General features: G+C 42.7%; 21 protein-coding genes. 2 read left to right on the top strand and 19 right to left on the bottom strand.

The window, feature by feature from the left end:
• Position 1 precedes the first annotated feature (1 nt).
• The 3 genes from ACR1R9_RS03650 to ACR1R9_RS03640 form a co-directional block, all read right to left on the bottom strand.
• Positions 2 to 3,154 (bottom strand): GNAT family N-acetyltransferase, encoded by a 3,153-nt coding sequence (locus ACR1R9_RS03650; protein WP_433921721.1) that lies wholly within the window; start codon positions 3,152 to 3,154, stop codon positions 2 to 4.
• Between the two features lie 283 nt (positions 3,155 to 3,437).
• Positions 3,438 to 4,316, bottom strand: a complete 879-nt coding sequence (gene rarD, locus ACR1R9_RS03645) for an EamA family transporter RarD (protein ID WP_064640718.1) — start codon at positions 4,314 to 4,316, stop codon at positions 3,438 to 3,440.
• A 104-nt stretch (positions 4,317 to 4,420) separates the two neighbouring features.
• Positions 4,421 to 4,864 (bottom strand): GNAT family N-acetyltransferase, encoded by a 444-nt coding sequence (locus ACR1R9_RS03640; RefSeq protein WP_326066063.1) that lies wholly within the window; start codon positions 4,862 to 4,864, stop codon positions 4,421 to 4,423.
• A 100-nt stretch (positions 4,865 to 4,964) separates the two neighbouring features.
• Here ACR1R9_RS03640 and ACR1R9_RS03635 point away from each other — a divergent pair, with 100 nt between their 5' ends.
• A complete protein-coding gene (locus ACR1R9_RS03635; protein WP_433921722.1) occupies positions 4,965 to 5,519 on the top strand; it encodes a stalk domain-containing protein in 555 nt (184 codons plus the stop codon).
• A 118-nt stretch (positions 5,520 to 5,637) separates the two neighbouring features.
• Here the strand turns inward: ACR1R9_RS03635 and ACR1R9_RS03630 are convergent, their stop codons facing one another.
• The 5 genes from ACR1R9_RS03630 to ACR1R9_RS03610 form a co-directional block, all read right to left on the bottom strand.
• Positions 5,638 to 6,093: a DinB family protein gene (locus tag ACR1R9_RS03630; protein ID WP_433921723.1), complete on the bottom strand. Its 456-nt coding sequence runs from the start codon at positions 6,091 to 6,093 to the stop codon at positions 5,638 to 5,640.
• A gap of 131 nt (positions 6,094 to 6,224) precedes the next feature.
• Positions 6,225 to 6,845, bottom strand: a complete 621-nt coding sequence (locus ACR1R9_RS03625; protein ID WP_433921724.1) for a hypothetical protein — start codon at positions 6,843 to 6,845, stop codon at positions 6,225 to 6,227.
• Positions 6,846 to 7,574: 729 nt separating this feature from the next.
• Positions 7,575 to 8,000, bottom strand: coding sequence for a hypothetical protein (locus ACR1R9_RS03620; RefSeq protein WP_433956417.1), 426 nt, complete (start codon positions 7,998 to 8,000; stop codon positions 7,575 to 7,577).
• Between the two features lie 178 nt (positions 8,001 to 8,178).
• Positions 8,179 to 8,739, bottom strand: a complete 561-nt coding sequence (locus ACR1R9_RS03615; protein WP_433921726.1) for a hypothetical protein — start codon at positions 8,737 to 8,739, stop codon at positions 8,179 to 8,181.
• A gap of 64 nt (positions 8,740 to 8,803) precedes the next feature.
• On the bottom strand, positions 8,804 to 9,037 hold the full coding sequence (locus ACR1R9_RS03610) for a transcriptional regulator (protein ID WP_076287899.1): 234 nt from the start codon (positions 9,035 to 9,037) through the stop codon (positions 8,804 to 8,806).
• Positions 9,038 to 9,302: 265 nt separating this feature from the next.
• Here ACR1R9_RS03610 and ACR1R9_RS03605 point away from each other — a divergent pair, with 265 nt between their 5' ends.
• Positions 9,303 to 11,063 carry a methyl-accepting chemotaxis protein gene (locus ACR1R9_RS03605; RefSeq protein ID WP_326066070.1) on the top strand — a complete coding sequence of 587 codons (1,761 nt, stop codon included), beginning with the start codon at positions 9,303 to 9,305 and terminating at the stop codon, positions 11,061 to 11,063.
• A gap of 146 nt (positions 11,064 to 11,209) precedes the next feature.
• Here the strand turns inward: ACR1R9_RS03605 and ACR1R9_RS03600 are convergent, their stop codons facing one another.
• The 11 genes from ACR1R9_RS03600 to ACR1R9_RS03550 form a co-directional block, all read right to left on the bottom strand.
• The gene (locus tag ACR1R9_RS03600) at positions 11,210 to 11,461 is read right to left on the bottom strand and encodes a GNAT family acetyltransferase (protein WP_433921727.1); all 252 of its coding nucleotides are present in this window, start codon (positions 11,459 to 11,461) and stop codon (positions 11,210 to 11,212) included.
• A 98-nt stretch (positions 11,462 to 11,559) separates the two neighbouring features.
• Positions 11,560 to 12,177, bottom strand: coding sequence for a hypothetical protein (locus ACR1R9_RS03595; RefSeq protein WP_433921728.1), 618 nt, complete (start codon positions 12,175 to 12,177; stop codon positions 11,560 to 11,562).
• 450 nt (positions 12,178 to 12,627) lie between these two features.
• Positions 12,628 to 13,962, bottom strand: coding sequence for an MFS transporter (locus ACR1R9_RS03590; protein ID WP_433921729.1), 1,335 nt, complete (start codon positions 13,960 to 13,962; stop codon positions 12,628 to 12,630).
• Between the two features lie 20 nt (positions 13,963 to 13,982).
• Positions 13,983 to 14,618 (bottom strand): TetR/AcrR family transcriptional regulator, encoded by a 636-nt coding sequence (locus ACR1R9_RS03585; RefSeq protein WP_076287896.1) that lies wholly within the window; start codon positions 14,616 to 14,618, stop codon positions 13,983 to 13,985.
• A gap of 60 nt (positions 14,619 to 14,678) precedes the next feature.
• A complete protein-coding gene (locus ACR1R9_RS03580) occupies positions 14,679 to 15,446 on the bottom strand; it encodes an ABC transporter ATP-binding protein (protein ID WP_433921730.1) in 768 nt (255 codons plus the stop codon).
• A gap of 13 nt (positions 15,447 to 15,459) precedes the next feature.
• Positions 15,460 to 17,781, bottom strand: a complete 2,322-nt coding sequence (locus ACR1R9_RS03575) for an ABC transporter permease (RefSeq protein WP_433921731.1) — start codon at positions 17,779 to 17,781, stop codon at positions 15,460 to 15,462.
• Between the two features lie 553 nt (positions 17,782 to 18,334).
• Positions 18,335 to 19,534, bottom strand: a complete 1,200-nt coding sequence (locus tag ACR1R9_RS03570; protein ID WP_099857223.1) for an MFS transporter — start codon at positions 19,532 to 19,534, stop codon at positions 18,335 to 18,337.
• Between the two features lie 334 nt (positions 19,535 to 19,868).
• On the bottom strand, positions 19,869 to 20,903 hold the full coding sequence (locus ACR1R9_RS03565; RefSeq protein WP_433921732.1) for an ROK family protein: 1,035 nt from the start codon (positions 20,901 to 20,903) through the stop codon (positions 19,869 to 19,871).
• 199 nt (positions 20,904 to 21,102) lie between these two features.
• Positions 21,103 to 21,372, bottom strand: a complete 270-nt coding sequence (locus ACR1R9_RS03560; protein WP_433921733.1) for a hypothetical protein — start codon at positions 21,370 to 21,372, stop codon at positions 21,103 to 21,105.
• Positions 21,373 to 21,645: 273 nt separating this feature from the next.
• A complete protein-coding gene (locus ACR1R9_RS03555; protein ID WP_326066078.1) occupies positions 21,646 to 22,854 on the bottom strand; it encodes a DNA-processing protein DprA in 1,209 nt (402 codons plus the stop codon).
• Complete coding sequence (locus tag ACR1R9_RS03550) at positions 22,851 to 24,932, bottom strand: RecQ family ATP-dependent DNA helicase (RefSeq protein WP_326066079.1); 2,082 nt, start codon at positions 24,930 to 24,932, stop codon at positions 22,851 to 22,853. Before ACR1R9_RS03550 ends, ACR1R9_RS03555 begins: the two co-directional genes overlap by 4 nt.
• Between the last annotated feature and the right edge of the window lie 564 nt (positions 24,933 to 25,496).

Raw genomic sequence — 25,496 nt, 5'->3', positions numbered from 1 at the left:
GTTAAGCCTCCTTTTCACCTTTTGAAGTTGCAAAGTTTAGCTGCAGAAGGCCTCGTACATCCTCTGGATTCAGAGGAGTTTGCCCCAAAATCAGATAGGTCGGCTCTGTCCAGACCGTTTCCCCGTTCATCAGTGGCAGATTGTGATACACATTGTGACCAAGCACCACATTGTTCACAAACCCCGCAGCATTCTGATTAGGGTAACGATTCACTGCATGCAGCATGTCTTTACGCGAAACTGCTCCCATTCGCAAGAAACCCTTGGACTGAAGATATCCGTCTACCTTTCCTAGAGGATACCGCCCTTGCTCTGGGTGTTCCAGCCAACCATCAGCAAAGACTGACGATGGTTTGAAGAAATGTTCCTCGGCTAGCGAGTAATCCAGCGCCAATCCGCTTTCATTCTTAACCGAGTGCAACTCACAGAGAACTGGAACGCCGGGCAGCATGAGGTAATGCTGCTGTACCGTGATTCCCCGATTCGCTTCATGCTTCTCGATGCGGGTTGTGATCTGAATTCCTTTCCAGACGTTACCGAATTCATCCTTTCGCTCCGTCCATGCCGCGCTTCTTTGTTCCAACTGACGGCTGAAACCGTTCATACCTGGGATACCTACACCAAGTCCGCCGTACCACGGATTCCACCAGGAACGCGGGGCTGCTTCCGGATACGTGCTGTCCAGCCATTCTTCACCCTGGTACTTCAAAGAATGCACGACACTTCCGAAACCAGGGGCAGCTGCCATCGAAAGAACTCCGTTGCTCACCGTGTACACAGGACCTGCTGGACCTTCTTCAATCACGCAATCAACGGCTGTTCCTGTCTGCGGATACCAGAGGGCTGTACGTTCATGAATCCGATCCTCGCCTCGATATACGGCCCGAACCTTCCAGCCAAATTCGCTCTCTCCTGTCTCATCCTTTTCCGCAGGGGAGAACTGCAATTTAGCAGAGCGCAGATCCTGCTCTCGATTTAATTCCATATCAGCAGCTAAATGCTCTGGTGTGCCACCATTCTGCACGTACAGTTCCAGGTTTCCAGCGAGTGGGACCATCTTCCGTTCAATCAGTTCTGCTGTCAGCACATCCTGGGCAAACGGATTGCCACCACCCAATGCCAGCTCAAGATGGTTGTCCAGCTTCGGTACAACCGGGCTATGCCGTTTTTGAGCGAATGATCGGAAATCCTGCCATTTGGCAAAGGTATTCAGAGCAAATACGGTCGCCTTTGTTTGCACAACGGCTCCTGCTGGAATCCGGCCTAGCTCATACTGTAACCCCAGCGTGTGTTCCGGACGAAGCAGCTTCAGCGAAGGGTCCCAATAGATACCGCAAGCACCATACTCTTCCTTGCAGAACAGCCAGTTCTCTGTAATTTGGGCGCTGTCCCAGTGACTCGGATCGCCAGAGTACGCATCGCCCATGTCTACATAACGGCCTTGGTACGGGAGAATAAGCCGGTTGCCGAAGAAACCAAAGTTCGTCATCAAGAACATATTCTCTTCCAGTTCTGCGCTGCGAGTATTCCCAATTTCGTGGTAAAACTCCGCAATTCCGTGAGCAGACAGTTTGACCACGGACTTGATCTCTATACCTGGGAAATCTTCCGATTCATACAGTGCTTCGAGAACCTGGTTTTCTCCCTCCGGATAGATGTTGACTTCCTTGGCTTGTTTCTTGGAAAACTCTTCTGCAAATGGCTTACCCAGCTTCGGATAGGTCCACCAGAACGTGTGGACGGAGCCAGGATATTCAATCCACATGTTGTTCTCTTGCTTGCTCATATGGAGGGAGAATGCACCGTTCACGGCCACCCACTGTTCCCCGTTTTCCCCACCGTAACGTCCTTGTGTTCCCTTCATTAGAACAGACAGCTTGGTTGTAAAAGATACCTCTTGTCTATCCGTCGGAACAGCTGTTACCTCTACTTCCTGCGAATAGAGACCATACGAACGCAAGGTGAAAGCTACCGGTACAGATGCTTTGCCTTTTGCAGGGACCGTAAGGCTCACCGAACGTTCTGCCCACTCCAGGAATTCTTCTTCTGGCAAGTCAAAAGTGAACACTGCTTCGGCATCAAAATTATTCTCCACGTTCAGGTATAGCTCAGTAGGAACGCTTGTATAGAGCTCTTTCACGGGCAACGCCGTGTTGATCTTGGCCGGGAATTTCGGGGCAACGCCCATACGAAACTCGGCTTTTCTGCCACCAATCAGCCATGTGCTTGTGACAACGGGATGGGTCTTATTCTGACTCTGCTCCTCTTGAACCGGATCAAGGTGGAATTCGCCCTCCACGATTACCGTTTCTCCCGGAGCAACCGCTCTTGCAACGTCCAGCGTAAAACGAATATTTTTGTTGTCCTGACCCTTGATCTCGAACTTCAGCTCGGATGCTGAGCGGTTCGTGATTCGGTAGCGAACCTTGTATGTGGAACCAAATACGAGATCATGATCGTCGATCTCTGTGGTAATTTCGTACTCCGGTGTTTCGAGAGCTGTCAGCCCGCGACCCGATTTCTCGAATTCGGCTCGCAAGGAGATATCTCCCTTTTTCCAAGAATAATCAAAGAAATCGAAACCACGCTCCCGTCGGCCATCCGGCTCGATGACGAGTTCACGGGTGCTATCTGCGTACCAATCCAGGTCCTCAAAATAAGGAGCAAGTGCTTCCGTCTGCAAGATGGTCGGGATGAAGTTCATCAGATGCACATTTTCATCCTTTTTCTCCCAGAAGAACCCGCATTTCTTGTACATCGGTACAGCCTTGGTGTTACCTGCCCATGTAAACAGATCCAGGCGAGGCCATCCCGCTTCCACGGTCTTGCGAACGGCATTCAGGATCAGATTACGTCCGACCTTGTAGCCGTGATAATCGGGGCGCACATTCAACAGCGGTACATACAGGGCATTCTCGTCATAGCGGTAGTGGGCAAAACTACAGAAGCCAACAACCTCTTTCTTATGAACGGCCAGAAATACATGAAGATTGGACGAAGTCTCCATCTCCCGGCGAACGGTATCCTCCGTTCTCTGGTTGGTGCCACCTCCCCAACTTTCGTTACTGCGGTTCCACATATCAGCGACTGCGGCAGCGTAGGAGGGATCGTATTCGATAATACGGATTTGTTCGATAATCGAAGTTACGGTCATATTTGGTCTCCTTATCTTTATCTATAGGATGGTCTTCGTGATCATTCGATATGGCCTTTGCCCGATAGCCGCAGAGATAATACAGGCCATGTTTGAAGAAGCTAGCGATAGTCTTATCATACTATAAATGGAAGCTTTTTCAGAGGATTAAAAATCTTTCTTATCAACTTATAGGTGCCTTTCGGCTCTTGTTCAAAGTGTCAGATAACACCACAAACAAAAAATGGCTCTTTCCGCCTTATCGGACGGAAAGAGCCATTTTGATGATACGGGGTCTGTGCCATCAGCTCGCCTTCGCGAGTTTTGTGCCGCGAATCGATGCTGTAGCGTACACGACGAGCGCTGTCCAGATGAGCGCAAAGCCAACGAGCAGAACCGGCGAGACCGATTCCTTGAATACGAATATGCTCAGTAACAACATGATCGTCGGCCCGATATATTGAACGAAGCCGAGCGTTGACAGTGACATCCGGGCGGCTGCTCGCGCAAAAAAGAGCAGCGGCAGCGCCGTGACAACGCCGGAAAGAAGCAATTCAATGAACGTAGGCGCAGGCAGCGTCCATGCCGTCGTTTTTCCCACAACGGCCAAATAGATCCAGTAGCCGAGAGCGACAGGCAGGACTACAGCCGTCTCCGAGAATAAACCTATAGAAGCGTCTTGCTTGATCTTTTTCTTCGCCAGGCCGTACAAGCCAAATGACGCAGCCAGCGAGATCGCGACCCACGGAAACCGTCCATAGTCAATCGCGATGATAAGCACCGCTGCGCCAGCGATGGCAATCGCGAGCCATTGCCCGCGGTTTGGCTTCTCACGAAGGAAGAGAACCGCTAACAGGACGTTCAGCAACGGATTCAAATAATAGCCAAGGCTTGTCTCTACGACATGGCCGTTGTTGACCGCCCAGATGAAGATAAGCCAATTAACTGCAATCAGCATTCCACTGGCGGTGAGGGACAGAAGAAGCGAGCGGTTAGTTGCAATCCGCTTTATGTCACCCCAGCGGCGCTGGGCAGCGACCAGAATACCCATAAAAACGAATGACCATACAACACGATGCGACAGAATCTCGCCTGCCGGAACTTCGCTAAACAACTTCCAATAAAGCGGGAGAACCCCCCACATGATATACGCAATAATAGCGTTGACTAACCCGTTATTCATAATCATTTTTCCCCTCTTCTTGCTCTGATGTCTGAACGGATTATACGTCTCAATCCCCTCTCAAGTAAAGGAAATATTGATTAGTTTGATTCAATTATTACTTACTAGCCAAGGTTAATAAGCTTATCAAAGCAGTATGAATCTTTGTCATAGCCATTATGCTCATAGAAAGCATGGGCGTCCGTTCGCTTGAATCCGCTGCATAAAATAATACTAGATATTCCGAGTTCTTTAGCATAATTTTCAGTGTGTCTTAATAGTTGTGTACCTACCCCACGATGCTGAAATTCCTTTTTAACGGCCAGAGCTTGTATATGTAAATAACCAATCGCAACCCCTATGGACAATGCCTGAACTATAGTTACAAAACCAACCACATCATTTTCAAATAATGCAACAAATGTTTTGTAATTCCCATCCTCATTCATTTTTTCTATAGTAACCCGGAAGTTTTCATCATCAACATTGCGAATCTCAAGCACATCGTTCCATAAAAAAACAACTTCAGTATAATCATTCGCTACAATTTCTCGTATCTTAATTTCCATGCCTAACCTCCCTTTTCATACAAATGGATTTTAAAGGAAACATTTTCCTGTCTTGTAGCGTTTATGTTACGTGAATAACAATACTTAAGGAGGAATCAAGATGAAGCGATTAGTTTCTCTATTGTTGATGTTAAGTTTAGTTGTAAGTGTATCGTCGGTTGCATCTGCATTAGATCAATCCTTATTGGATCTACCTTTTAAGGAACGTGCGGCGAATGTGTATAATCCTTCATTAAAGAAGGTCTTGTTAAATATCACAAAGGACCACAAGTTGACTACAACGACGTATAACTCCATTTATGTTCCAGTGAAGGATGTCTTTAAAGCATCCGGAGCAACAATTAAATGGGATGGAAAGAACAAAGTAACTACGATTAAAAATCAAGGACAGGAATTGATTCTTAATTTTTCTGGTAAAAGCATCGCAGTGGGTAAGAACCAAGTAGCTCTTCCGCAAGATTGGGTACAATTGAAAAAGGGAGAATCGAGTATCAATGCCTTTGTTCTAGCATATATTTTTGAAGTAGCTGCTGATGAGTCCGACCAAGAAAGAGTGGACTGGGAAGAAAAACTTAAGTTTTTGGATATCAAAGAAACAACCGGTCTTCCAGGATTAGATAAGTATATGCATGTGTTTGTAGAGTTTAATGATTAATTGAAATCTCTTTTTTCTTAATTTTCATTCGGTTATCCCTGGGATAGGTTTCTTTTCCTCTTATTAAGAAACCTATCTATGAATATTCAGTCCTCCATACACCACGCTATCCTGCCCGTTAGAGCCTCGCGAATGTGATGTAATCGACTTGGACAGGCTCTGCCGATTCGATCCGAAGTGCCCGGTTGATCTGTCCCCGGTGATATTGCCCATGTAAGAGAACCTGCAACAGGATGTCCCGGACGGATGTTCGGAATGAAACCCCACTCTGATTCGCGTATTCGATCATTTCGTCCAACTCAGATTCCTCAAGCCCTTCGATATAGACGCGATATTGCTCTGCATTTTCTTCGAACATCGTCCGGAGCGCCGTCAGGTCTTCCGCTTCTTCCCATAACGAATATTGCGCGCTGCCCTTGCCCTGCAATCGGGACAGCCAGACTCGTTCTGCGACCGCAACATGCCGAGCCAGTTTCAGAAGGTCCTTGTTCTTCGTCCCACTCTCTTCGAGCGCGTCCAGGATACGTCCGTCTGCCCAGTACAGGTGTTCCATCATACACTTGATCGTCTTCATTTCGAATTCCCCTCCTGGTCTCATCGATTACTTAAACATGTTGTCTTCCGCTCGTTTCATCAATGAAGCTTTTCATTCGATTTAACTGATCTCTGTCTGGATGCCATAGCGTCTTGGTTGAACGCCATCGTTTAACCTAAATCCGTAAGGACTTGTTTCGCATAAGCATCCCAATCCGCTTTATCTGTGTTAATCTCTATAGTTGGAATCAATGATTGTTTCGTAGCCATTCGAAGATTTTCTTGATTATCTAAAAACGTTTCACATACTTGGGGAGTACTAGAATCCCCCATAACATATGACTTCCAAGCTTCACCGCGACTTTCAATATACCTAGACTCAACAGCATCCGGGGTCAAGGTTAAGAGTACACAATGTGCATTCATCATGGATAGACGGTTCTCAAGCAACTCAATCTCAGGAGAGGCTTTAAATGCGACTCTATGATTTACATGAAACCTCTCTAAAAGAAAAAATATACCTTTGGATGGTTTGGAATGACCAAGAAAGTTAATCCAATCGAATTGTTGTTCAAGATAATCAACATGTCGACTTAGAAGTGAAATATGTTCATCCTTATCCATGGATCTTAAAACACCTTGGTGTGAATGTAATACTTGTGAATAGTGTTCACTTATTGCAATTATAGTTTTTTCATTATTCGGTGTTTGACTATGTAATCTCTTTATAGCAGAAAATAATGATGTTTTTCCTACAGTAGACATCCCTTCAATAATTACACCCCGAATCATCTTCCTACTCCTCCTAAGCTTCGTGGTATTCTGCCCTTTAGTATAAGTGCCCGCTCAAATAGTAGATTTATTCGACGTAAGAATTACACTAACCTGCCCGTTAGCTGAATAAAAGCAGCCAATCACATGAACTGCAACCCAATAGTTAGATATCATCTGACAATAGGAGGTACAGTTCAACATAAATCGGCTGCTTTCTTGTTTTTATTCAACAACCTTTTCCGTAAGCGTAATGATGTATTAATTCATCAATGGGAATTGAACCATCATTATAACGATAAGAGAAGAAATACAGCTTAGTATTGCAATCAAAATATGAAGACAACTGAATGAAATTTTTTCTATAAAAATTCTTTCTTTTCTTTGAATGAAACACGAGTAAATTAACACAGTGATCACAACGGGCAGATAATGATAAAAATCTGGTCCATCCTTACTGGGTAATACTTTATTAATATAGCCACCTATTGTTTCATCAATGATCATAAATGTATATATAACTCCGATTAACGCAGAAATAAAAAACTGAAATGCTAACTGAACTAGATTTTTCTTTATAAACAAGGGACCAATTTTTCGGTATAGGTCATTGACCATTATGTATTTGTTGCCTCCTCATTTTTCGAATAGTACTCCTCCTATATTTTACCACATAGCTCGTTCTATTGATTCCGTGCAGCGATACCTCAAATTAAAACTAACCTGCCCGTTAGTTGAATTCAACTAAGATTATTTAACAAGAATTTCAATTGGATTCATTGTTAATGAGATATCCCCATCAATATTTACAAGAAGTTTTTGTTTCCCTTTTTTTGTTACTATAAATTCATCTTCAACCTCAACTAGTTGACCTGACTTAAACTCAGTTAAATATGCCATATCCTTATAATTACGCTCCTCGTTACTACCCGAAAAGTAAAAACGAATGATTGGTTTTCCATGGGAAACTTCAACGGGTTGAATACCAGTATATTTAAGAGTCCCTTTTACTTTTATTGCTTCACCAGTAACTATAATAGTTGGCGTTGTTACTTCGAGAACAAAATCAGTTACTACTACACTTTGAGTCACAATTTCTTCATTTTTTTCTGTTAATGAACACCCAGCAAATATCATGGGTACCACTAATACCAACATTAAGATCCAACTACTCATTTTTGTCACATCATATCACCTCTCTCATACTACAACGGATTTATAATGAATTTGTTGCTTAATTTCAAGAATACAAGTCATTCCGCTTTCGTGGTCTACTAAAAGTCAAATAAAATAGGCTCCCATGTAAGCTGGCAGCCTTAATTGCTTTCGTTTTCCGTTAATTTGAATTACTGAATCATCTCATTGATTTTGCTAACGCGATCATTTCCTCTTTAGTTAATTCTTTGCTATCCATTTCAATGAAAGTATCATTTTGTACCCATCGTAAGTATCCTCCTGATATATGGTTAGCCCATGGTTCAAATCGCCCTTCGATTCCATTAATGTTCATTTTCTCTCCACGTTCATTAAATTTAAAATCCTCGACTATAGTTCTTGTTGTACTTGATTGGTTACGAACATCGACGTTAGTGACAACTCGGTTTACTTTATATCCACCCGCCTTATGTTCTTCAATTCCAAACAAATATGTCTGTCCTGATTCATCAAAAAAATGAAGTCTAACTTTTGAAACTGATTGTCTAAGATCAAACGGGTATGGTTCCTTAATTTGTAATTTATAGTTTTCAACCAAGTAAGACGGCGTAAAGAGTTTGAAATCCGCAGCAGTTTGCAGCTTGTCCAAATCTACATTTGAAAAAGCTTGCGTAGGTTGAGCTGATGCGATGAGTAGGTCATTGTTGATTCCAACAGAAAGCGTAAAGACACAAATCAATGAAACAATCCATTTAGGCAAGGGCATTTCCTCCAAATTTTATGAAGCACATTTTTATCTTTAACATAACCTACCACTTATTTCATTAATCTCCCATTAATTCATAATCATTCGGAATTAACTCATACAAGGCACGAACATCACAACCGATGGAATCAGCGATCGAGATGGCAATTTTGAGCGGCATCACTCTTTTGTTTTCGATAAAATCGTAAACTCGTTCTGGTTTAATAAGCAATTCCTTTGCCAGCCATTCCGCTGACTTTCCGGATTCCATCAATCGTTCATTCAGTAAGCAACGTCCTAGTTCAAATTTCAAAAAACAATGACCTCCTTCATAAGATCACATCTAACCTTAAGCGTAGTCCATTAACAGCATTTCTATACAAAAACCAAAAACTAACACAAACTCCCAGTCGTAATGTTTTTAGTAGTTCAAGTGGATTCAGATAAGAGGAAAGGCATAGCTCGAGGACTTCATTTTACAGTATATTTTTTCGATATATTATGTACAGACTTTTATTTTAAATTTTAACTATTAAAGTTATGGGAGCTGTAAATTGTTGTGTTGAGGGGGAAATACAGTGAAAACAAAGATTGTATCCATACTAAAAATGAGATCTTTGAGAACAAAGTTAGTCACTCTATGCTTGGCTATACTAATTGTGCCCACGATTGTGATAGGGTTCACTTCGTATACGGTTTCGAAAAATGAAATGAATGAATCAGGCAAGGCAGCACTTGAAAATAGTGTGAATATGGTTATTGGCATGATTAGCATCCTCAATGAGCAAGTAGAGAGCGGAGATTTAACATTGGAGCAAGCACAGGAAAAACTCCGCGTCGAACTGCTCGGTGAAAAAAATGCAGAAAATAAGCGGCCTGTAAAAAGTGAATATACTGTAGGGAAAACAGGATATCCATGGGCAGTTGATAAGAGTGCTCATTCCGTGATGAATCCTTCAAATGAAGGTCAAGATTTGACAGATGTCGTAACGGAAGATGGCGTGTATTTGGGGAAAGAGCTTGTTAAGGTTGGATCAGCCGGAGGGGGATTTGTCACCTATAAGTGGGCTCTACCTGATACAGGTGAAATAGAAACGAAAGTTTCATATGTTGAAATGGATCCACATTGGGGCTGGATCATCGGTTCAGGTGCATATTTAAGTGAGTTCAACAGCGGTGCAACGCAAGTTCTTTATCTTGTAATAATAGTTACGGCAGTTGCAGTAGTTCTCGGATCAGTTATCGTCAGCATCGTCTCAGGGCGTCTAACGAAGCCTATCCTTAAGATCGCCAAACGTCTGAAGTCCGTTGCGGACGGTGATCTAACCGTTGAAGAAGTCAAAATGAAGTCCAAAGATGAAATAGGTGAGCTGTCTAAAGACTTTAATGAAATGATTAAAAACATAAGATATCTTATTAGACAAGTCGACCTCTCCACAAAGCAGGTAGCTTCATCCTCCAAAGAATTGACCCTTGGAGCAGAGCACACCAGTCAAGCAACTGAGAATATCACCATTTCGATCCAAGAATCCGCAGTCGGCGCACAGGAGCAACAAATGATGCTTCAAAGGACAACCAACTCACTCGAGGAAATATCAATTGGTATCCAGCGAATAGCGGAAAGCTCATCAACTATTGCTGATTCTTCTGTTGATGCGATGGAATTAGCGAATATAGGTAGTACTGCCATAGAGCACACGACGAAGCAAATGAACCTGATTAACCATTCCGTTAATGAAACCGATGTAGTAATGAGGATGCTTGATGAACGCAGCCAGCAGATCGGTACGATGCTACATGCCATTACGGATATCGCAAAGCAGACTAACCTTCTGGCTTTAAATGCTTCGATTGAGGCTGCCCGTGCAGGAGAAGAAGGCCGCGGTTTCTCCGTAGTTGCTGCTGAAGTGAGGAAACTTGCTGAACAATCGAATCAGTCATCCGGGCAGATTTCCACGTTGATTCATGATATGCGTACAGATATAGAGCAATCTCTTAAAACGTTGGAACGAGTTAAACAGGACGTCGACTCCGGTATACAGATTGCTAGTGAGACAGAACAACAGTTCAACAAAATTGTGGGGTCCACAAACTTTATCGCACAACAAACGGAAGAACTCGCCAGTGTTACACAGCAGATAACTGCAAGTGTCCAGGAAATAACAGCGGGTCAAGAGCAAGTCTCCAATCTTGCGCTTCAAGCTGCAGACAACTCACAAAATATAGCTGCATCTTCAGAAGAACAACTGGCTTCAATGGAGCAAATTACGAGCTTAGCCACAACCTTGTCGGATATGTCACAGCAGTTAGAGCGTTTGACAATCCAATTTAAGTATTAATCTCTAAAATGCGAGTGCACTTGCAATTATGAACTAACCTGAGTTAATTGAACAAAGGCAGCCGATCACACGTGGATCGGCTGCCTCCTTCTTTTTATTGAGGTTATCGTTTCCTGTTAGTTGAATCAGTCGTTATGAGTAGGATTTCATCTTCTAATAGAAAGTCTATGATAAACTTCTTGTTGATTTTCATAAAATACCATTGTCATTTTGTCGTTAATTACTTTTCTTGCACCCGTGTTTTTATAGCCTATCTTTTCATATAAATAACAGTTTCCTTTTTCTTGTAAGATGGTACCCGATTTCCATGACTTTGCATCATCATATATCTGCTCAACCATTGTAAAGACTTTTTGAGCACCCCCTTTTCCTTGATGTTCTGGCAGTTCTTTTTTCACGATTCTAATTCCACCAACAGCAACTTCAAGATGATGAATAATGGAATAATCTGTAAAATATTGATTGATTTGAGTAATAGTTCTTTCTACGGTTTTGATTACTTTCCCCCAACATGAAACACACCAATCACGTTTTCACCATCCAGATCATACAGCGGAATATCACGGCCATCCGCTGCTCTACTGTTCTGTAGTGCAATGGCTTCTTCAGGTGTACTTGGTTGCTCGCCATCCAGGTCCTTTTTCAGTACATATCCTTCTGTACCATCCACACCAATAGCCTCAATTAGTTGAGGTTCTGTTTCTGGAGAAGTAGCCTCAACGGCAGAACCGTAAGTTTGCCCATTACGATTTTTAGGATAATTCGTTTTCTTACCACCAACAAAAATAGAACCAATGATGGTTTTCCCGTCAACATCAAAAAGCGGGGCAATCCGTGTAGTTTCACTAAGATAATCTGTTTTCATGACATATCCAGCAATGCCGTCTACACTTCCTGCATAGATTAAGTCGGGTAGTATTTCAACGGATTTGAAATCTTCAATCCTACCGAATGTCAGTCCAAATTCATTTTCAAAATAGTTGATAGCCGTGATATGACTTGGAATAATCGTATTTTTAGCACTTGTATTCTGGGATACCATGAGACCGCCTGAAACACTAAGGATAAAAACTACGAAACCCGATATTAAGGCGCCCTTAGAGTACATTTTCATAACTGTTCACTCCGCATTCTTTATTAGCTTTAGCCACATTTCCGTGCTATTCACATTCTAAACGTTACCAATCCATGGAAAGTTACGGTAATCTAATCGTTAATTAAACAAAAGCGGCGATATACTACATAAGTAACCAATCATGGGATAAAGGAACTTCGCGAACTCTGGTCCAACACTTTATTGATAAACTGGCAGGATCGATTTCGTTGAAAGATTTAAAACGGCGCACCACTCAATGAATAATAATCTAACAACTTTAGCTTGGTTTGCTTGAACCATCGAACGATAGCATGATTCATTTTATCAGGCGCCTCTATTCGGTACATCGTTAAACGGTAATATTTCACTAAACTTGTTAGGGTGTTCTCCCACTGTGAGAACACCCCTTGGCAATTTGTTCCGTTCTCGTTTCCTGTTAACATAATCAGTTCTGATGCATTATTTTCCCTAATCGTGTGCCAATCCACCTACATCGGGAGGAGATGAAATATCGCTGCTTTGCTCCAGTGTCTTGATCATTTTCAGACGAGATGTAATGATGGCGATCAGGATCACGAATAGACCTGCAATGATAAACAGTAAGGCAATACCTCTGCCCGGCCCGGTTCCAATGATTTGCCCCAAGGAAGATGCAAGTGCCCCTCCCTCCATCATGAGCGGGTTGAACACGTGATCGGCCAGAAATCCGGCCAAACTGTACGCGATGATGAAGCCGAGCTGTGACAGAATACCGATGATGCCCCAGACCCTGCCCTGCTTCTCGTTGGCAATGTTATTACGCACCAACACATCCGCACTCATGTTGACAAACGGAAGTGAAGAGAGGAACAGGAAGCCAGCGAAGATGATAAAATAAATGTTCGTGGAGACCCCAAGTAGTGAGAAGGACAGTCCGCACATGATCAAACCCATCACCAGCACACTGGCGTATTTCTTCGTCATCGTGAATATGCCGATACATAAACTGCTGATCAGCATACCAATAGCGCTAACTGACTGAAATGTTCCAAGTGTTTTGGCATCCGTGAAAGACAAGAGCATTGGGCCAATCAGCGTCTCCAGGAATCCGAGGTAGAAGGTAACCAGAGAGATAATAATGACCAGCAGCAGCACTCCCTTATTGGTTACAACCTCGCGCCATCCCTCCTGAATATCCGTCATCCAGTTTTGATCTTCCTTTTCCTCGCGCTCCACCTTCATGCTCTTCCGTATAACCAACACAGCCAGAATAGCGATCAGGAATGTTGCAATATTAATGACCAGTATGACTTCAATGGTTGTAATACTGAGCAGAATGCCCGCGATAAGGGGTGAAAATAAAAATTTGGAGGATTCGGCCAGCTGCACAAGTCCGCTTCCTTTGGAGAATTGGTCTTTGTCCAGCAGATCGGTGGCGGAAGCCTTGTATGCCGGACTTTGCAGTGCCGAAAACACAGAACTGAATGCTACCCCAACATAGATATGCCATAACTGAATATCACCCGTAAGCATGATGGTCAGAATAAAAACGAGACCGGCAGCCGAACCCAAATCACCAATGATCATCATCGTTCTGCGGTCAAATCTATCTGCCAAGACACCTCCAATCGGCCGAAGCAAAATGTTGGGCAGAAATGTAAACAGGGTAATGAGTGCAACACTTGTTGCCGTATTGGTCTTTTCAAAAGCATATACCCCCAGTGAGAAGGCCGTGAGACCAATTCCGATCATGGAGATCAGCTGACCAAACCATACAACCAGAAACTTACCGAAAGAGAAAGATTTGTGAACCGTGTGTTCCATTGATAGGGCTCCTTTCTCGTTTAGGCTTGATGAGGAAAATACAAACGGGTAACATAGGCGAAGCTTCCTTGTTCCGCTCCCAGAACACGTTCTGTGATATGAGCGAAAGCTTCCACTTTTTTGAGAAGCTGATCTTCCTCCCATTGAAAAATGCCCTGATCCAGTAAAAATTGTGAGGATACCAGTAAAAATTCAATCGATTCCCTGGGATTGGGTGTGTGAAACACTCCTTCCTCGATGCCCTGCTCAACCACTTCAGCCAGGATAGGACTTAATCGAAGAACTGTCTCAACAAGACTCTTTTGATGCATTTCCACATTTTGTACATGGTGCAGTTGCTCAATCAGTCCCAGCTTGTTGTCATCAGGCTGATTCTGCGCCATAATAATGCGAAAAATTTTGTCATGCGCGTTCAGGTTCGGATCAGATACCACACGTCTGGCTGATGCTTCACCGTTCAGAATAAAACGCATGACGATGGCGTTCATTACTTCTTCCTTGGACTGGAAATAATAATAAAAGGTACCCTTCGCAATGCTGCAAGCCTGAAGGATATCCATGACAGTTGCTTTGGTGTACCCTTTTGTCACGAACAGAATCTCGGCGGCATCCAATATTTCATTTCTGCGTTCTTCCGGATTTTTGATCAATCTCATTTTCTGTCCTCCAATCCATTCGACCGACTGTCGGTCTATTCTAGTCGTGAAGTTCTCCGATTAGAACCCCATTTCGGTTAACCATTGTGACAGATGGCTTTCCCGGTTTTTCAGATCCTGACGTTCTCTTGCATATTTTCCGATATTTTTGTCAGCAACCAGCTTGCCATCCATCATAAACAGTACACGTTCCGATCGGGCGGCCACTTTGACATCATGTGTTACCAAGAGAATGGTTGTACCGGCAGCATTGATGTCCCCCAGAATATCCATTATTTCGTGTGTCGACTTGGAATTGAGTGCCCCTGTCGGCTCATCCCCAAACAGAATATCCGGATTGTTGATCAACGCTCGGCAAATGGCAATCCGCTGCAACTGTCCCCCTGAAGCTTGCGTGATGTTGTGATGAGCCAGCGTGTCAATCCCCATCTTTTTCATGAGTGACATCGCCCGTGTATTAATTGCATCCCTGCTGCTGTTCTTGGCAAGATACGCGGAAAGCACAATGTTGTCGAGCAGATTCAGGTTTTTGAGTAGATGAATGTTCTGAAAGATAAACCCCATTTTGGTCAAGCGCAGACTGGCCAGATCACTCTCCTGAAATGCCGATATTTTTTTGCCGTCAAAATAGACACTCCCGCCACTGATCTGATCCATGCCGCTAATGTTGTACAACAATGTAGACTTGCCTGAGCCGGACGGCCCCATAATAGAGACGAACTCTCCCTTTTTTAACTGGAGATTGATATCTTTCAAAATGCTATGTTCATCATTCTCGCCGATTGCTACGGATTTATTCACGTTTTTTGCTTCTAGTATCGTTGTCATCGCTGATTCTCCCCTATTCCACGATCATTTTGGATATGCTAGTTTCCTTGATCGACTGGATGCTGATCCAAGCCGTCAATACGATAGTGCCTGCAAGCAACAACGGACACAGAATGTAAGCCTGTACCGGGTTAATTACGAAGACAATACTGGATGCACCAAAGGTGGACATGATGCTGCTGACAAGCAACGGCCCGAGCGTATTGGACAGTACCGTTCCGGCAGCAACGCCCACGACCAAAATAATAAGCGACATCACCACATACTTCAGTTTTATCTTGGACAAGGCAAAACCGAGACTTCGCAATACAGCAATATCGTTGTTGTCCTTTGCTACCAACATTTGAAGGAACAACGAAGTAATTAATATCGAAATGAATACACCGATGGCCAAGGCCAGCATGGTCACCATTTTTAATTGTTGAATGGTTCCTCCGAGCGTCTGATCGAGATAACCTTGGAGATCCGTCACTTTGGCTGGAGCGAAGGACGTCTCGTATTCGGCAATTTTGGTCGCCATTTGACCGCGATCTTTCAGATCAAGGCTGACCACATACCACAGAACGCTGTCCTTGTTGTATGGCAGCAGAGCTTTCGCTGTTTTCCCGCCGTTTGTCACGTCCTGATAGATACCGCTGACTGTCATGACCTGATCTTTACCGTTTACCAGCAGGGTGAGCTGTTCCCCTGTTTTCAGTCCGAGCTCGCTGCTGTTCGCATCCGACAATGCAATTTCGTTCCCGGCTGCTGGTGCATTACCACTGACATAGGACAAAGGGAAAATGCTGAAGTCCCCGGTCTCCACGCTCAGATTATCATAGCTGCCCTCCGCATTCCGAACCTTGAACTGGCTGGTTACCAGTGGGGAATACGTTTTGATACTCGGGTCATTTTTGATCTCGGTGATCAGATTATCATAGCGTTGCTCCACATCGTCCGTGTGTCTCAAGTCGATACGAATGTCGCTCTGTCCTACGCCCATATAGGAAATAAAGCTTGGTGCCTGCAAGGTATTGAGGAAGTTAATCGGTACAATCATGATGAACGAACTGACGACAAACACAAATAATAACAAACGAAACATTTTGATTCGCTGTACAACTTCCTTCAGTCCCAGAAAGACAGGTACGGAAGACCAGCGATTTCGGGACAGACTAAGGCGATTGCGAATGATCTGCGTATCTCCCAGACTTCCTGTCCGCAGCGCCTCCACCGCAGAAATGGAACGAAACCGCCGCAATACCGTCCGGCAGAACAGCACCACCATGACAAAGATCAAACCGGCAGCCAGCAATGGCACGGCGAAATGCAGCACAGTTGCAGGGGCTTTGCCCATATACAACAAAATATTTGCGACAAACAGCCTGTTTACACCAAGTGATGCAACGTACCCCAGCAGGGAAGCTAGGCCTGCCATGAATATATACTTCATGAGATATAGTTTCTTGATATCTTTCTCCGCGATTCCAATGGCCTTCATGACACTGATCTCCCGGTAATCCTCTTCAATCGTTGCCAGCATCGTGAACCGAATACAAAGCATCGCAATCAGAATCAGCACAAGACTGACCAATATGATGACGGCTGCGATTACACCATCGGTCATGGCATTCAGTAACTGAAACAGACCGTAAGTTACGACCGGACCGGCATTAGGTAGGCCTGCATTTTGGTAAGCTTGGGTGAACGCCCCTGTCTGTCCAGGATCTTTCAGGCGAAACTCGATCAGATATTCCATCTCCCCGACGCCCTGCTTCAGTTCCTCCAGATTATTCGAACTCACCACAAAACGTTTGGAGTGAACAACGGAAGGATTCATCTGAGCATCTCGAACAAAATCAGCGATGGTATACGAACGTTGAAATTGTCCATTGTCGATTTGAACCTGATCTCCTAAGCTTAATTGTCTTTGCTGCATGTAATATACAGGAACCGCGATCTCCCCATCGTTAACCTGAATGATGTCACTGTTTAAATTCAGCAAGTAGTCAAAATCCTGATTTTGTGTAACAAAATCAATATCCATTACACTGCTTTTCTCCGACTCTGCACCAAGAAACAGATTGGCGCCATCAATATTGACCATCTCTACAATCTGATGCTGGGCTACGTTGGATTGACCATCGGCCCAAGTGTTTACTTTGGCGTGATCCAATTCTCCAGCGTGCATCTGTACAAAATGTGGTGCCTTGGATTCAGAGAACAGATATTGAATGGAACTCGTCAATTCCATAATCATCCGTGATCCCGAAGATACCAGCAGGGCAGCCAGCAGTACAAAAATAAACAGCGCAGCTGTGATCCCTTTTTTTCTCGTGATATCATTTCTCAGCATTCGTAGCAGCATAAACGAACATGGCTCCTCTCATCTACAAGTTGTTCTTATTCATCTGGAGTCATAAAGCTTGTCAGAACCTGTGCCACCGTTGAAGGTTGATGCATGATAAACGCTCACTCCCGCCGTTTTGTTATTTTGGAATCATTTGTAACTTAATGTACAATCTTATAGATACACACATTATATAATCACTTTTATATTTGTCAATTCGTACATATTTTTCTAGTTTGTCGAAGTATTTGTCACTTTCGTTCCCATATGCGTAAAAAAATATTTTCATATAGTTCTGTGAAACTTCAAAAAATAGGGCTTTAACATTTAATTTACATTTTCCATCATGAATCCTACTTTTTTTACGCTCCGAAAGAACTACAACTCATTTATTTGAAACATATGATAGATTAAGGGCATAGCTAAAAAGAGCAGGATACCGAAGTACCTGCCCTTAATGTATATTTCCTATCTTTTACCGCTTGCTTAAAGAAACTTCGTCAGTTCATCCTTTATTTGTTAAGTTCATTCTCTGATTTCTGTTATGGAAAAATGATAGCTAAATCAGTTCCTGCTTCCGCTTCAAATACACATACAAAACCACTCCAGATGCCGCACAGATCACAGCGCATAGGCCGATGAATCCGTACCCTGCTTGAAGTCCGCGCAATAACCCAAGCTGAGTGGTTGGACCATACGCATTCTTCACGCCTTCAATTACCCAACCAATTACATAGTTACCGATGACACTACCAATCCCCATCAGGGTAACTGTGAACGTAATCGCAGTGTCACTGCCGTTTGGATATCTGCGTGCGATAAATGCCATGACTGTTGGATAGATCATCGCAATACCCGCTCCTGATACGGCAAAGAAGAATGCCAGCCCCTCTCCGCCTGCAATAGCGATGAATGTGCATACCGCCGAGAAAGCAGAGAATAAAATGAGCGACAATACGAATCCGATCCGGTCCGTAAGCGGCCCTAGCAACAGTCTGCCCAACGAGAAGCTGAGGAAGAACGCAGACAGCAGCCCAGATGCTTTGACCGTGTCCCACGTGTAGGCTTTCTCCAGAAAGTTAACGAGCCAACCTCCAACCGCCAGTTCAGATACCACGCCAAAAGAAAGAATAAGCACCATCAGCCAGATGGCTGGATCTCGTGTTAACGTCTTGAGTGAAGTCCGATCTTCATGAGGAAGATCATCCCCCGGGAATTTGCTGCGCAGCGCCGCAATGATCGGCAGCAGACAGAGTGACAACATCACCAGATACATGCCGCGCCAGTCCAGTACGTGTCCGAACACGCTCAAGGACATCACCCCTGTCGCGAGCAAAGGTGCAACCGTTGAACTCAGCCCATAGAAGAAATGGGACAGGTTCATCATCGTACCTGTGTTTTTCACAAAGATCCGCGCACCCAGAATCGCCAGCGCAATCTCCAGCATGCCGTTTCCGATGTACATGAAGAAGTAAGATGAAGCAAAAAGTGGATATGTATGAGATACGTAAATGAACACACCCGAGAGAATCATCGATGCAAACGAAATGATGCTAACCGCCTTAATGCCCCATTTGCGTACCAGGATGGCAGTGAAGGAGCAGGCGATCAGGTACCCCAGTGCATTCAGGGACAACAATGTTCCGAGCTGTTTCTCATCCAAATTGAAGTCGAATTGAATGCGCGGAATGGCCGGTCCCTTAATATTTTCCGATATGCCGAATACGATAAATCCCAAAAAAATCGTTGCCAGTTGCATGGCATACAGTTTGTTGAACTTTTTCTTGTTTCCTTCTGTACCTGCTTGCTGATTCAAAATAAGTTCCTCCATTGTGTCTATATAAGTTGAAACAAGGGTCATAAACTGGACACTCCAATGACAGAATAACCTTCCAATCGCTGTTATCCCCAGATTTTTTGAATTCCCTTCTCCAAAGGGAAAATCCGGTGATAAAGGCGACCGCTTCGCTTTTTCAGTTTTTTTCTGTCCTCTCCGTTACCTGTTTAATGAAATAGTTCATTTTATATAACAGGGTTACTACAACTTATCCGTTCTGATGAGAGATCATCCTTCTGATTGACGTTCAGTTCCTTTACCACTGTTTCTCAACTACCTGGATGCGGTAGGTCAGGCTCTCCAGTGTAACAGCGACCAGCCCAGTCACATACTCGCGCCGAGTGTCTCTTTGGATGATCAACCCCGGCATATGCTCCTGTGGGATCATGTCCAGACAACCTTGAGTCAGGCCATCCAGCATGGCCTGGTCCATCGTATCTCCTGTTACCACAATCGTAGCCGGATTAATGATCGCGATAATGGATACCAGCGTCTGTACCACCAGTTCCTGCAACCCTTCCGTCGTTTTCAACATTCGCAGTTGTTCTTCCCGTGACACGCCAAATGGCAGAAAAGATACCTCTCCCCCAAATTGAGTGTTCCCTGTGAGCGGACGACCATCAATGATAAAGCCTGCACCCGGAAAATGATTTTCCGGAAAAGTCACCACCGCAAAGTTCTTCTCTTCCTCAAATTGCTGCTGGTTGTACAGTCCATAGACCGTCAGGTTCATGTCATTCCCAATGACTACTTCCACATCATCATACTGTTCCTTGAGCCTTGGTCCTAACGGTTGACCCGCCAGATCCGGTACGTCGCAAATGCCAATCACACCGTTGTGTGCCACACCAGGTATCCCGATACCAATCGCCTGCACATTGTGGTGTTGTTCGATCAGGTTTGCAATTAGATCCTCTACCACCGGGACATTAATCTCATCCAAAAAGAGTGTCTGTTCGTCCGCCATCTCTCCGTTCAGATTGGCATATGTATGTGTGATTGAGTGAATGCCGCCCTCCGTTCTAATAATCAGGCACAGCACACTTGCATAGTCCGCATTGAATTGATATCGACTGGCAGGTCTTCCCCCACTCGATTCATCCGGGCCCAGATCGATAATCTCACCAGTTTGGAGTAACTCGTTAAGGATCGTACCGCATGTCGCTACGCTGAGTTTGGTCAAGTTCGCAATGGAAGCTTTCGTACCTACGCCCATGGATCGGAGTGTATTTTTCACCAGTTCAACATTAATGCGCTTCACCTGTTGGGTGTTGTGTGATGTTGGTAACATCGTTAGTTATATGCCTCCTTTCATACATTTCGAACCATTCAATGAATGTTTTTAAAAGTATTTTAATAATTGAAGTGTAGGGGGATTTGGGAGGAAAGTCAATGCTTAATTGAAGGCGGAAAACGTTTGGATAGAAAGGCAAAAGGACAGTTCAAGATCATCTAATATGATCCTGCGCTGTCCACTAGTTAAGGTGGTTTTATGTAGAATGACTCATTTGATTTGCCAAGATGCTCTTCTCCAGTCGGACTTTAAATAGCTTTCGGTTCAGATCCTGTTCCATGGAATGAAGGTGATATGCAGCTTGTTTCACGGTATCCATCTCTAGCACACCTGCCTGCTTTGCGATGATGTCCATGGCATCCAGGATGAGTTTTTTGCATGTGACCAATTGGTTGACGTAATCGTCTTGTTGCTTAATGAGTCGTGCGTACTGTGAAGCGATGTCTTCGCTGTTGGTACTTTTCATGTTACCCTCTCCTTTCTTAAGGAGAGGGTAACATGAAAAGTAAGATGAAGGTGGTACGTTGAGGCGTACCATAGAATTATATAGTTTATGATATTTCATATTCCGAACCAATGCGTGAGATGTCGATGCATATACTGCTGAAGTAGAAGACCTTCAAACCATTTAAATATGATTACGATTAATGAAATTTCTCTTCAGCGTACCCTTCTATTTATAAGCAAGTTAAAAAGAAAAGTGATAGCTCAATTTGAGTATCACTTCGTTGCATCAATGTTAAAATAAATTCAGCTGTTCAAGTGGTTCACTATCTATAGTTTTTTTTGCGATTTTGAAACCTTTGCTCGATCTATTAACCCGATTTAACTTTACAGCAGTTTCCATCCATATCCGCATCTGATCAGGAATAGTACAAAGGATTTGACTTAGCTCTTGTAAGGAACGCTCCTTGTGAAGTAATTTTTCTATATGAGGCCACACTATTTGAAATAGATCAACTTTCTCATGTGTCTCAAAAGTGTTCATATTTATTAATGGATTTTTAGACTTATCATACAACCAGTTTATGATGCTCTTTTCTTGTTCAAATATATCTTCAGTAAAAGAAATACCTCCTAATTTCAAAAGAGACTCATTTCCAACTAAGGGAATGGATGATTCCCTAACAAAAAGTGGAACCCATGCGTTTTTTAAATTTTCAGATGCCCCCGACCAAGTACCGCTTTTCTGTGTTGCAGCAGCAACAACTATTGCGTAGTTCGATAAGCCGTAAATGTGCTTATTTCGTTCTAAAGCAGTATATCCTCTAAAACGAGAACTAGGATGGTATGCTGAAATAACTAATAGCTGTTTCTGTAGTATACGATTACGAATCTCTTTTTGGAGAATAACTCTTTCCATGCTATCAGAAAGAACAGAAACTACTCTGCCACCTTGGGACATCGCACCCATTTCTGCGATTCTATCAACACCTCTTGACCCTCCAGAAATCACTACTTCCCCTTCAATAGCTAGTCTCTCAGCAAGTTTCTTTGTAAAATTAATACCTTGCTCATCAACATCCCTAGATCCTACGATAGCAGTCCCCCCTTCATTCAAAAGTTCTAGGTCCCCTGAGCCATAAATAAACACAGGGGATTGATTTCGAAGAATTTTTTTATACCTTTGGGGGAAATTAGTTTCAGCTCGGGTTGTTACCCATATTCCTAAACGGCTTAATCTCTCAAGTTCCAATCCAAGCTGAGCTGCCCTAGAAATTAGTTTTTTTACTCGTTCAATTTCAATGTGAGTCATTTTAAGTCGTGACTCCCACAATTCCGTATCCTTATCAAGAAACACAGCGGGACGTAATCCTTGATCTAACAGCTTTTTAGAAAAATCATCCCATTGTTTTAAAGTGAAAGGCTTAACTTCTTTCCCTAGCAGGGCAATATCCGAACAAAGTAATAGTAAAGCGTAACTATCTGAATTTAACTTTTTTATCAAATAATATCACTCCCACTGGCTGTTGAGGCTAATGCAAATGGATATACAACGCCACTACCTGCCATTTTAAGCAGATATCCACACATTGTAAAAGTCCAACCTGAATTCATTATATCATCAACTAACAGGACATTTCCTGAGGGACAGGGTTTATTTACTACAAATGAATCTGCAATATTACGTACCTGCATACTACTATTGCGCATATTCTTCTGTTCCTCTGTATGTTGTGTCTTAATAATTTGCTCATGAAACGGTAGGTTTAATTCATGAGCAAGTTTTGTAGCGAAATCTTTAACAAGACTTTCATGTCTAATTGAAGGGATAGCAGTAATCCATTCAATGGGTTGTTCTGGATTCCACTTTTGACGGATAAACTCTGCTGCTGCTTTAACCAATTCAATCCTGAATTCCCCATTAAGATAACGATCTTCTTTTACTAGTTCACCCCAACCCGAATCCCCATATAATGAGAGAGATCTACCTTCAGCGTTTTGGATATCCACATTTATACGTCCCTTAAGATTACCTACTCCTCCTAATGGCCATTGTTTCTTAACCTTAATTGAGAGAAATTGTTCATTTAGAAAATGTATACTCTCAGCAATCTGTACCTCTGTAACTGTACTTGGTACAATTTCACCACCTAGACAATTCGCACAACGTCCGCAAGGTTCAGCAGTATGATCATCAAGTTCTTTAGATATAAATTCCATGTAGCAATCCTGTGTCTGCTTTAAATACCTCATTCTTTCCATTTCAACATATCTTTGTTTTGTTACTTCATCGGCATTATTAATTCGTAACCATTCAACTGGTGTTCTGATATAACCACTCCCTTCTTTAGAGATGATTCTTTCTAATTCAAGCAATTTTATACACTGTTCAACCTTACGCTGTGAGATATTACATTCTTTTAAAATGCCGTATACTGATATTGACTTTTCAGATTCTTCAATGATATTCAGTACAATTTCTATTATTTCTTCTGACGGAAATGCCGATTTTATAAAGTATTCTTGAATTTTTTCATCCTCAGGCCCTGTTAACAAAATGGCGGTCGCTTCTGATAGTCCTCTACCTGCACGCCCTATTTGCTGGTAGTATGCTATTACTGAACCCGGTATTTGAAAGTGAATTACAAAAGAAATATCTGACTTATCAAATCCCATGCCCAATGCATCGGTTGCGACAAGAACTTTATATTTATTCTCAATTAAACGTTGCTCTAGCACAGCTCTTTCCGTATTCTCATATTTAGATACATCCCCATAATATGCTTGAGCATTTACACCTTTAAATCTTAGCCAGTTAGTAACCTTTTTACAGTCGGAAGTAGTTAAGCAATAGATAATTCCTGAACCTTTAAAATTAGGAATGTTACTAGCTAACCATGCTAACTTCTCAGCTTGTGAATACATATTTATAGTCTGAATTCTTAATGACTCTCTAATTAAAGGCCCTCGGATTGTATGTAAATCATGACCTAGTTGCTTCTGTATATCCTTTACTACTCTATCATTAGCAGTAGCGGTTGTTGCTAAGACAGGAACATTAGAAGGCAAGTTTTCAACGATACTAACGATTCGTTTATAGTCTAGTCTAAAATCATGCCCCCAGTTAGAAATGCAATGTGCCTCGTCCACAACAAATAGTCCAATTCCTAGAGGTATTTCAGATAGAATCTGTCGAAAATGAATATCTGAAAGTTTTTCTGGAGATACCAGTAGAATATCGCATTCGTCTCTCAATAAACTTTCAAAAATCCTCTCCCAATCATCAGTATTTTCAGAATTTATAGTTTCAGCTACTAAACCAAAACGTGCAGCAGATTTAACTTGATTTCGCATAAGAGAAATTAAGGGACAAATTAAAATAGTTACTCCTTTCCCCTGCTCTCTAAAAATTTTAGTTGTAATAAAATAAACTACGCTCTTGCCCCAACCGGTCTTCTGTACAACTAAAGTTCTTCTGAGATTTAATATAGATTCAATAGCTTCATACTGATATGGATGAAACTGCGCCTCTTCCCCCAGTGCTTCTTGTAATAGTTCTAAAGATTTATCCGCTTCGATCATGATAACCCCTCCGTATAGTAAACCAAATTTTTAGATGATCTTTAGTTATATGCGAATGTAACTTTAGACCTATTAAAACTATACCAAGGAACTACTGTCGAATGCTGTCACAAAAGGTCGGTTTTACTTAAAATAAAAAAATAGCCACTCCTGAAAATCCAAACTAGGAGTTAGCTCTATTTAATGAAATTCTAATGTATAGATTTTTCTTTTTTCTATATTTCACAATAGTTAAGTGTACCAGAGTTTGTGACGATACAGTGCAATTAGTTCATTCTCGCACACGTAATGTAATGGCCCGATTGGCTAAAGGGGTTATCTTTCCTCTTCACAATCCAAAAATTTAGTGATCTTCAATTTTTGACTACACCCTGCTGGCAAAGATTCCTTATATATAAATGAAGTAATGAATTTTGCTGAATAATGTACAATTCTCTTTTCATGTAAGATATTGAATATTTAAAATAGACCATCGGTATAACCTTGAGCAACATTCTTGCAAATTAAGTGATCCACATAGGCGGTTGTCCAGTGGGATTTTTTCAGAGGAGCCAGATCCTCTGG

The sequence above is a fragment of the Paenibacillus taichungensis genome (assembly GCF_050994985.1).
GTDB classification, from domain to species: domain Bacteria; phylum Bacillota; class Bacilli; order Paenibacillales; family Paenibacillaceae; genus Paenibacillus; species Paenibacillus taichungensis.
This window is presented reverse-complemented; position numbering and strand designations above follow the sequence as displayed.

Excerpts from the sequence above, each read along its gene's own strand:
- ACR1R9_RS03650 (WP_433921721.1), bottom strand. The coding sequence starts at position 3,154 with ATGACCGTAACTTCGATTATCGAACAAATCCGTATTATCGAATACGAT.
- rarD (WP_064640718.1), bottom strand. The coding sequence starts at position 4,316 with ATGAATAACGGGTTAGTCAACGCTATTATTGCGTATATCATGTGGGGG.
- ACR1R9_RS03640 (WP_326066063.1), bottom strand. The coding sequence starts at position 4,864 with ATGGAAATTAAGATACGAGAAATTGTAGCGAATGATTATACTGAAGTT.
- ACR1R9_RS03635 (WP_433921722.1), top strand. The coding sequence starts at position 4,965 with ATGAAGCGATTAGTTTCTCTATTGTTGATGTTAAGTTTAGTTGTAAGT.
- ACR1R9_RS03630 (WP_433921723.1), bottom strand. The coding sequence starts at position 6,093 with ATGAAGACGATCAAGTGTATGATGGAACACCTGTACTGGGCAGACGGA.
- ACR1R9_RS03625 (WP_433921724.1), bottom strand. The coding sequence starts at position 6,845 with ATGATTCGGGGTGTAATTATTGAAGGGATGTCTACTGTAGGAAAAACA.
- ACR1R9_RS03620 (WP_433956417.1), bottom strand. The coding sequence starts at position 8,000 with ATGAGTAGTTGGATCTTAATGTTGGTATTAGTGGTACCCATGATATTT.
- ACR1R9_RS03595 (WP_433921728.1), bottom strand. The coding sequence starts at position 12,177 with ATGAAAATGTACTCTAAGGGCGCCTTAATATCGGGTTTCGTAGTTTTT.
- ACR1R9_RS03590 (WP_433921729.1), bottom strand. The coding sequence starts at position 13,962 with ATGGAACACACGGTTCACAAATCTTTCTCTTTCGGTAAGTTTCTGGTT.
- ACR1R9_RS03585 (WP_076287896.1), bottom strand. The coding sequence starts at position 14,618 with ATGAGATTGATCAAAAATCCGGAAGAACGCAGAAATGAAATATTGGAT.
- ACR1R9_RS03580 (WP_433921730.1), bottom strand. The coding sequence starts at position 15,446 with ATGACAACGATACTAGAAGCAAAAAACGTGAATAAATCCGTAGCAATC.
- ACR1R9_RS03575 (WP_433921731.1), bottom strand. The coding sequence starts at position 17,781 with ATGCTGAGAAATGATATCACGAGAAAAAAAGGGATCACAGCTGCGCTG.
- ACR1R9_RS03570 (WP_099857223.1), bottom strand. The coding sequence starts at position 19,534 with ATGCAACTGGCAACGATTTTTTTGGGATTTATCGTATTCGGCATATCG.
- ACR1R9_RS03565 (WP_433921732.1), bottom strand. The coding sequence starts at position 20,903 with ATGTTACCAACATCACACAACACCCAACAGGTGAAGCGCATTAATGTT.
- ACR1R9_RS03560 (WP_433921733.1), bottom strand. The coding sequence starts at position 21,372 with ATGAAAAGTACCAACAGCGAAGACATCGCTTCACAGTACGCACGACTC.
- ACR1R9_RS03550 (WP_326066079.1), bottom strand. The coding sequence starts at position 24,932 with ATGATCGAAGCGGATAAATCTTTAGAACTATTACAAGAAGCACTGGGG.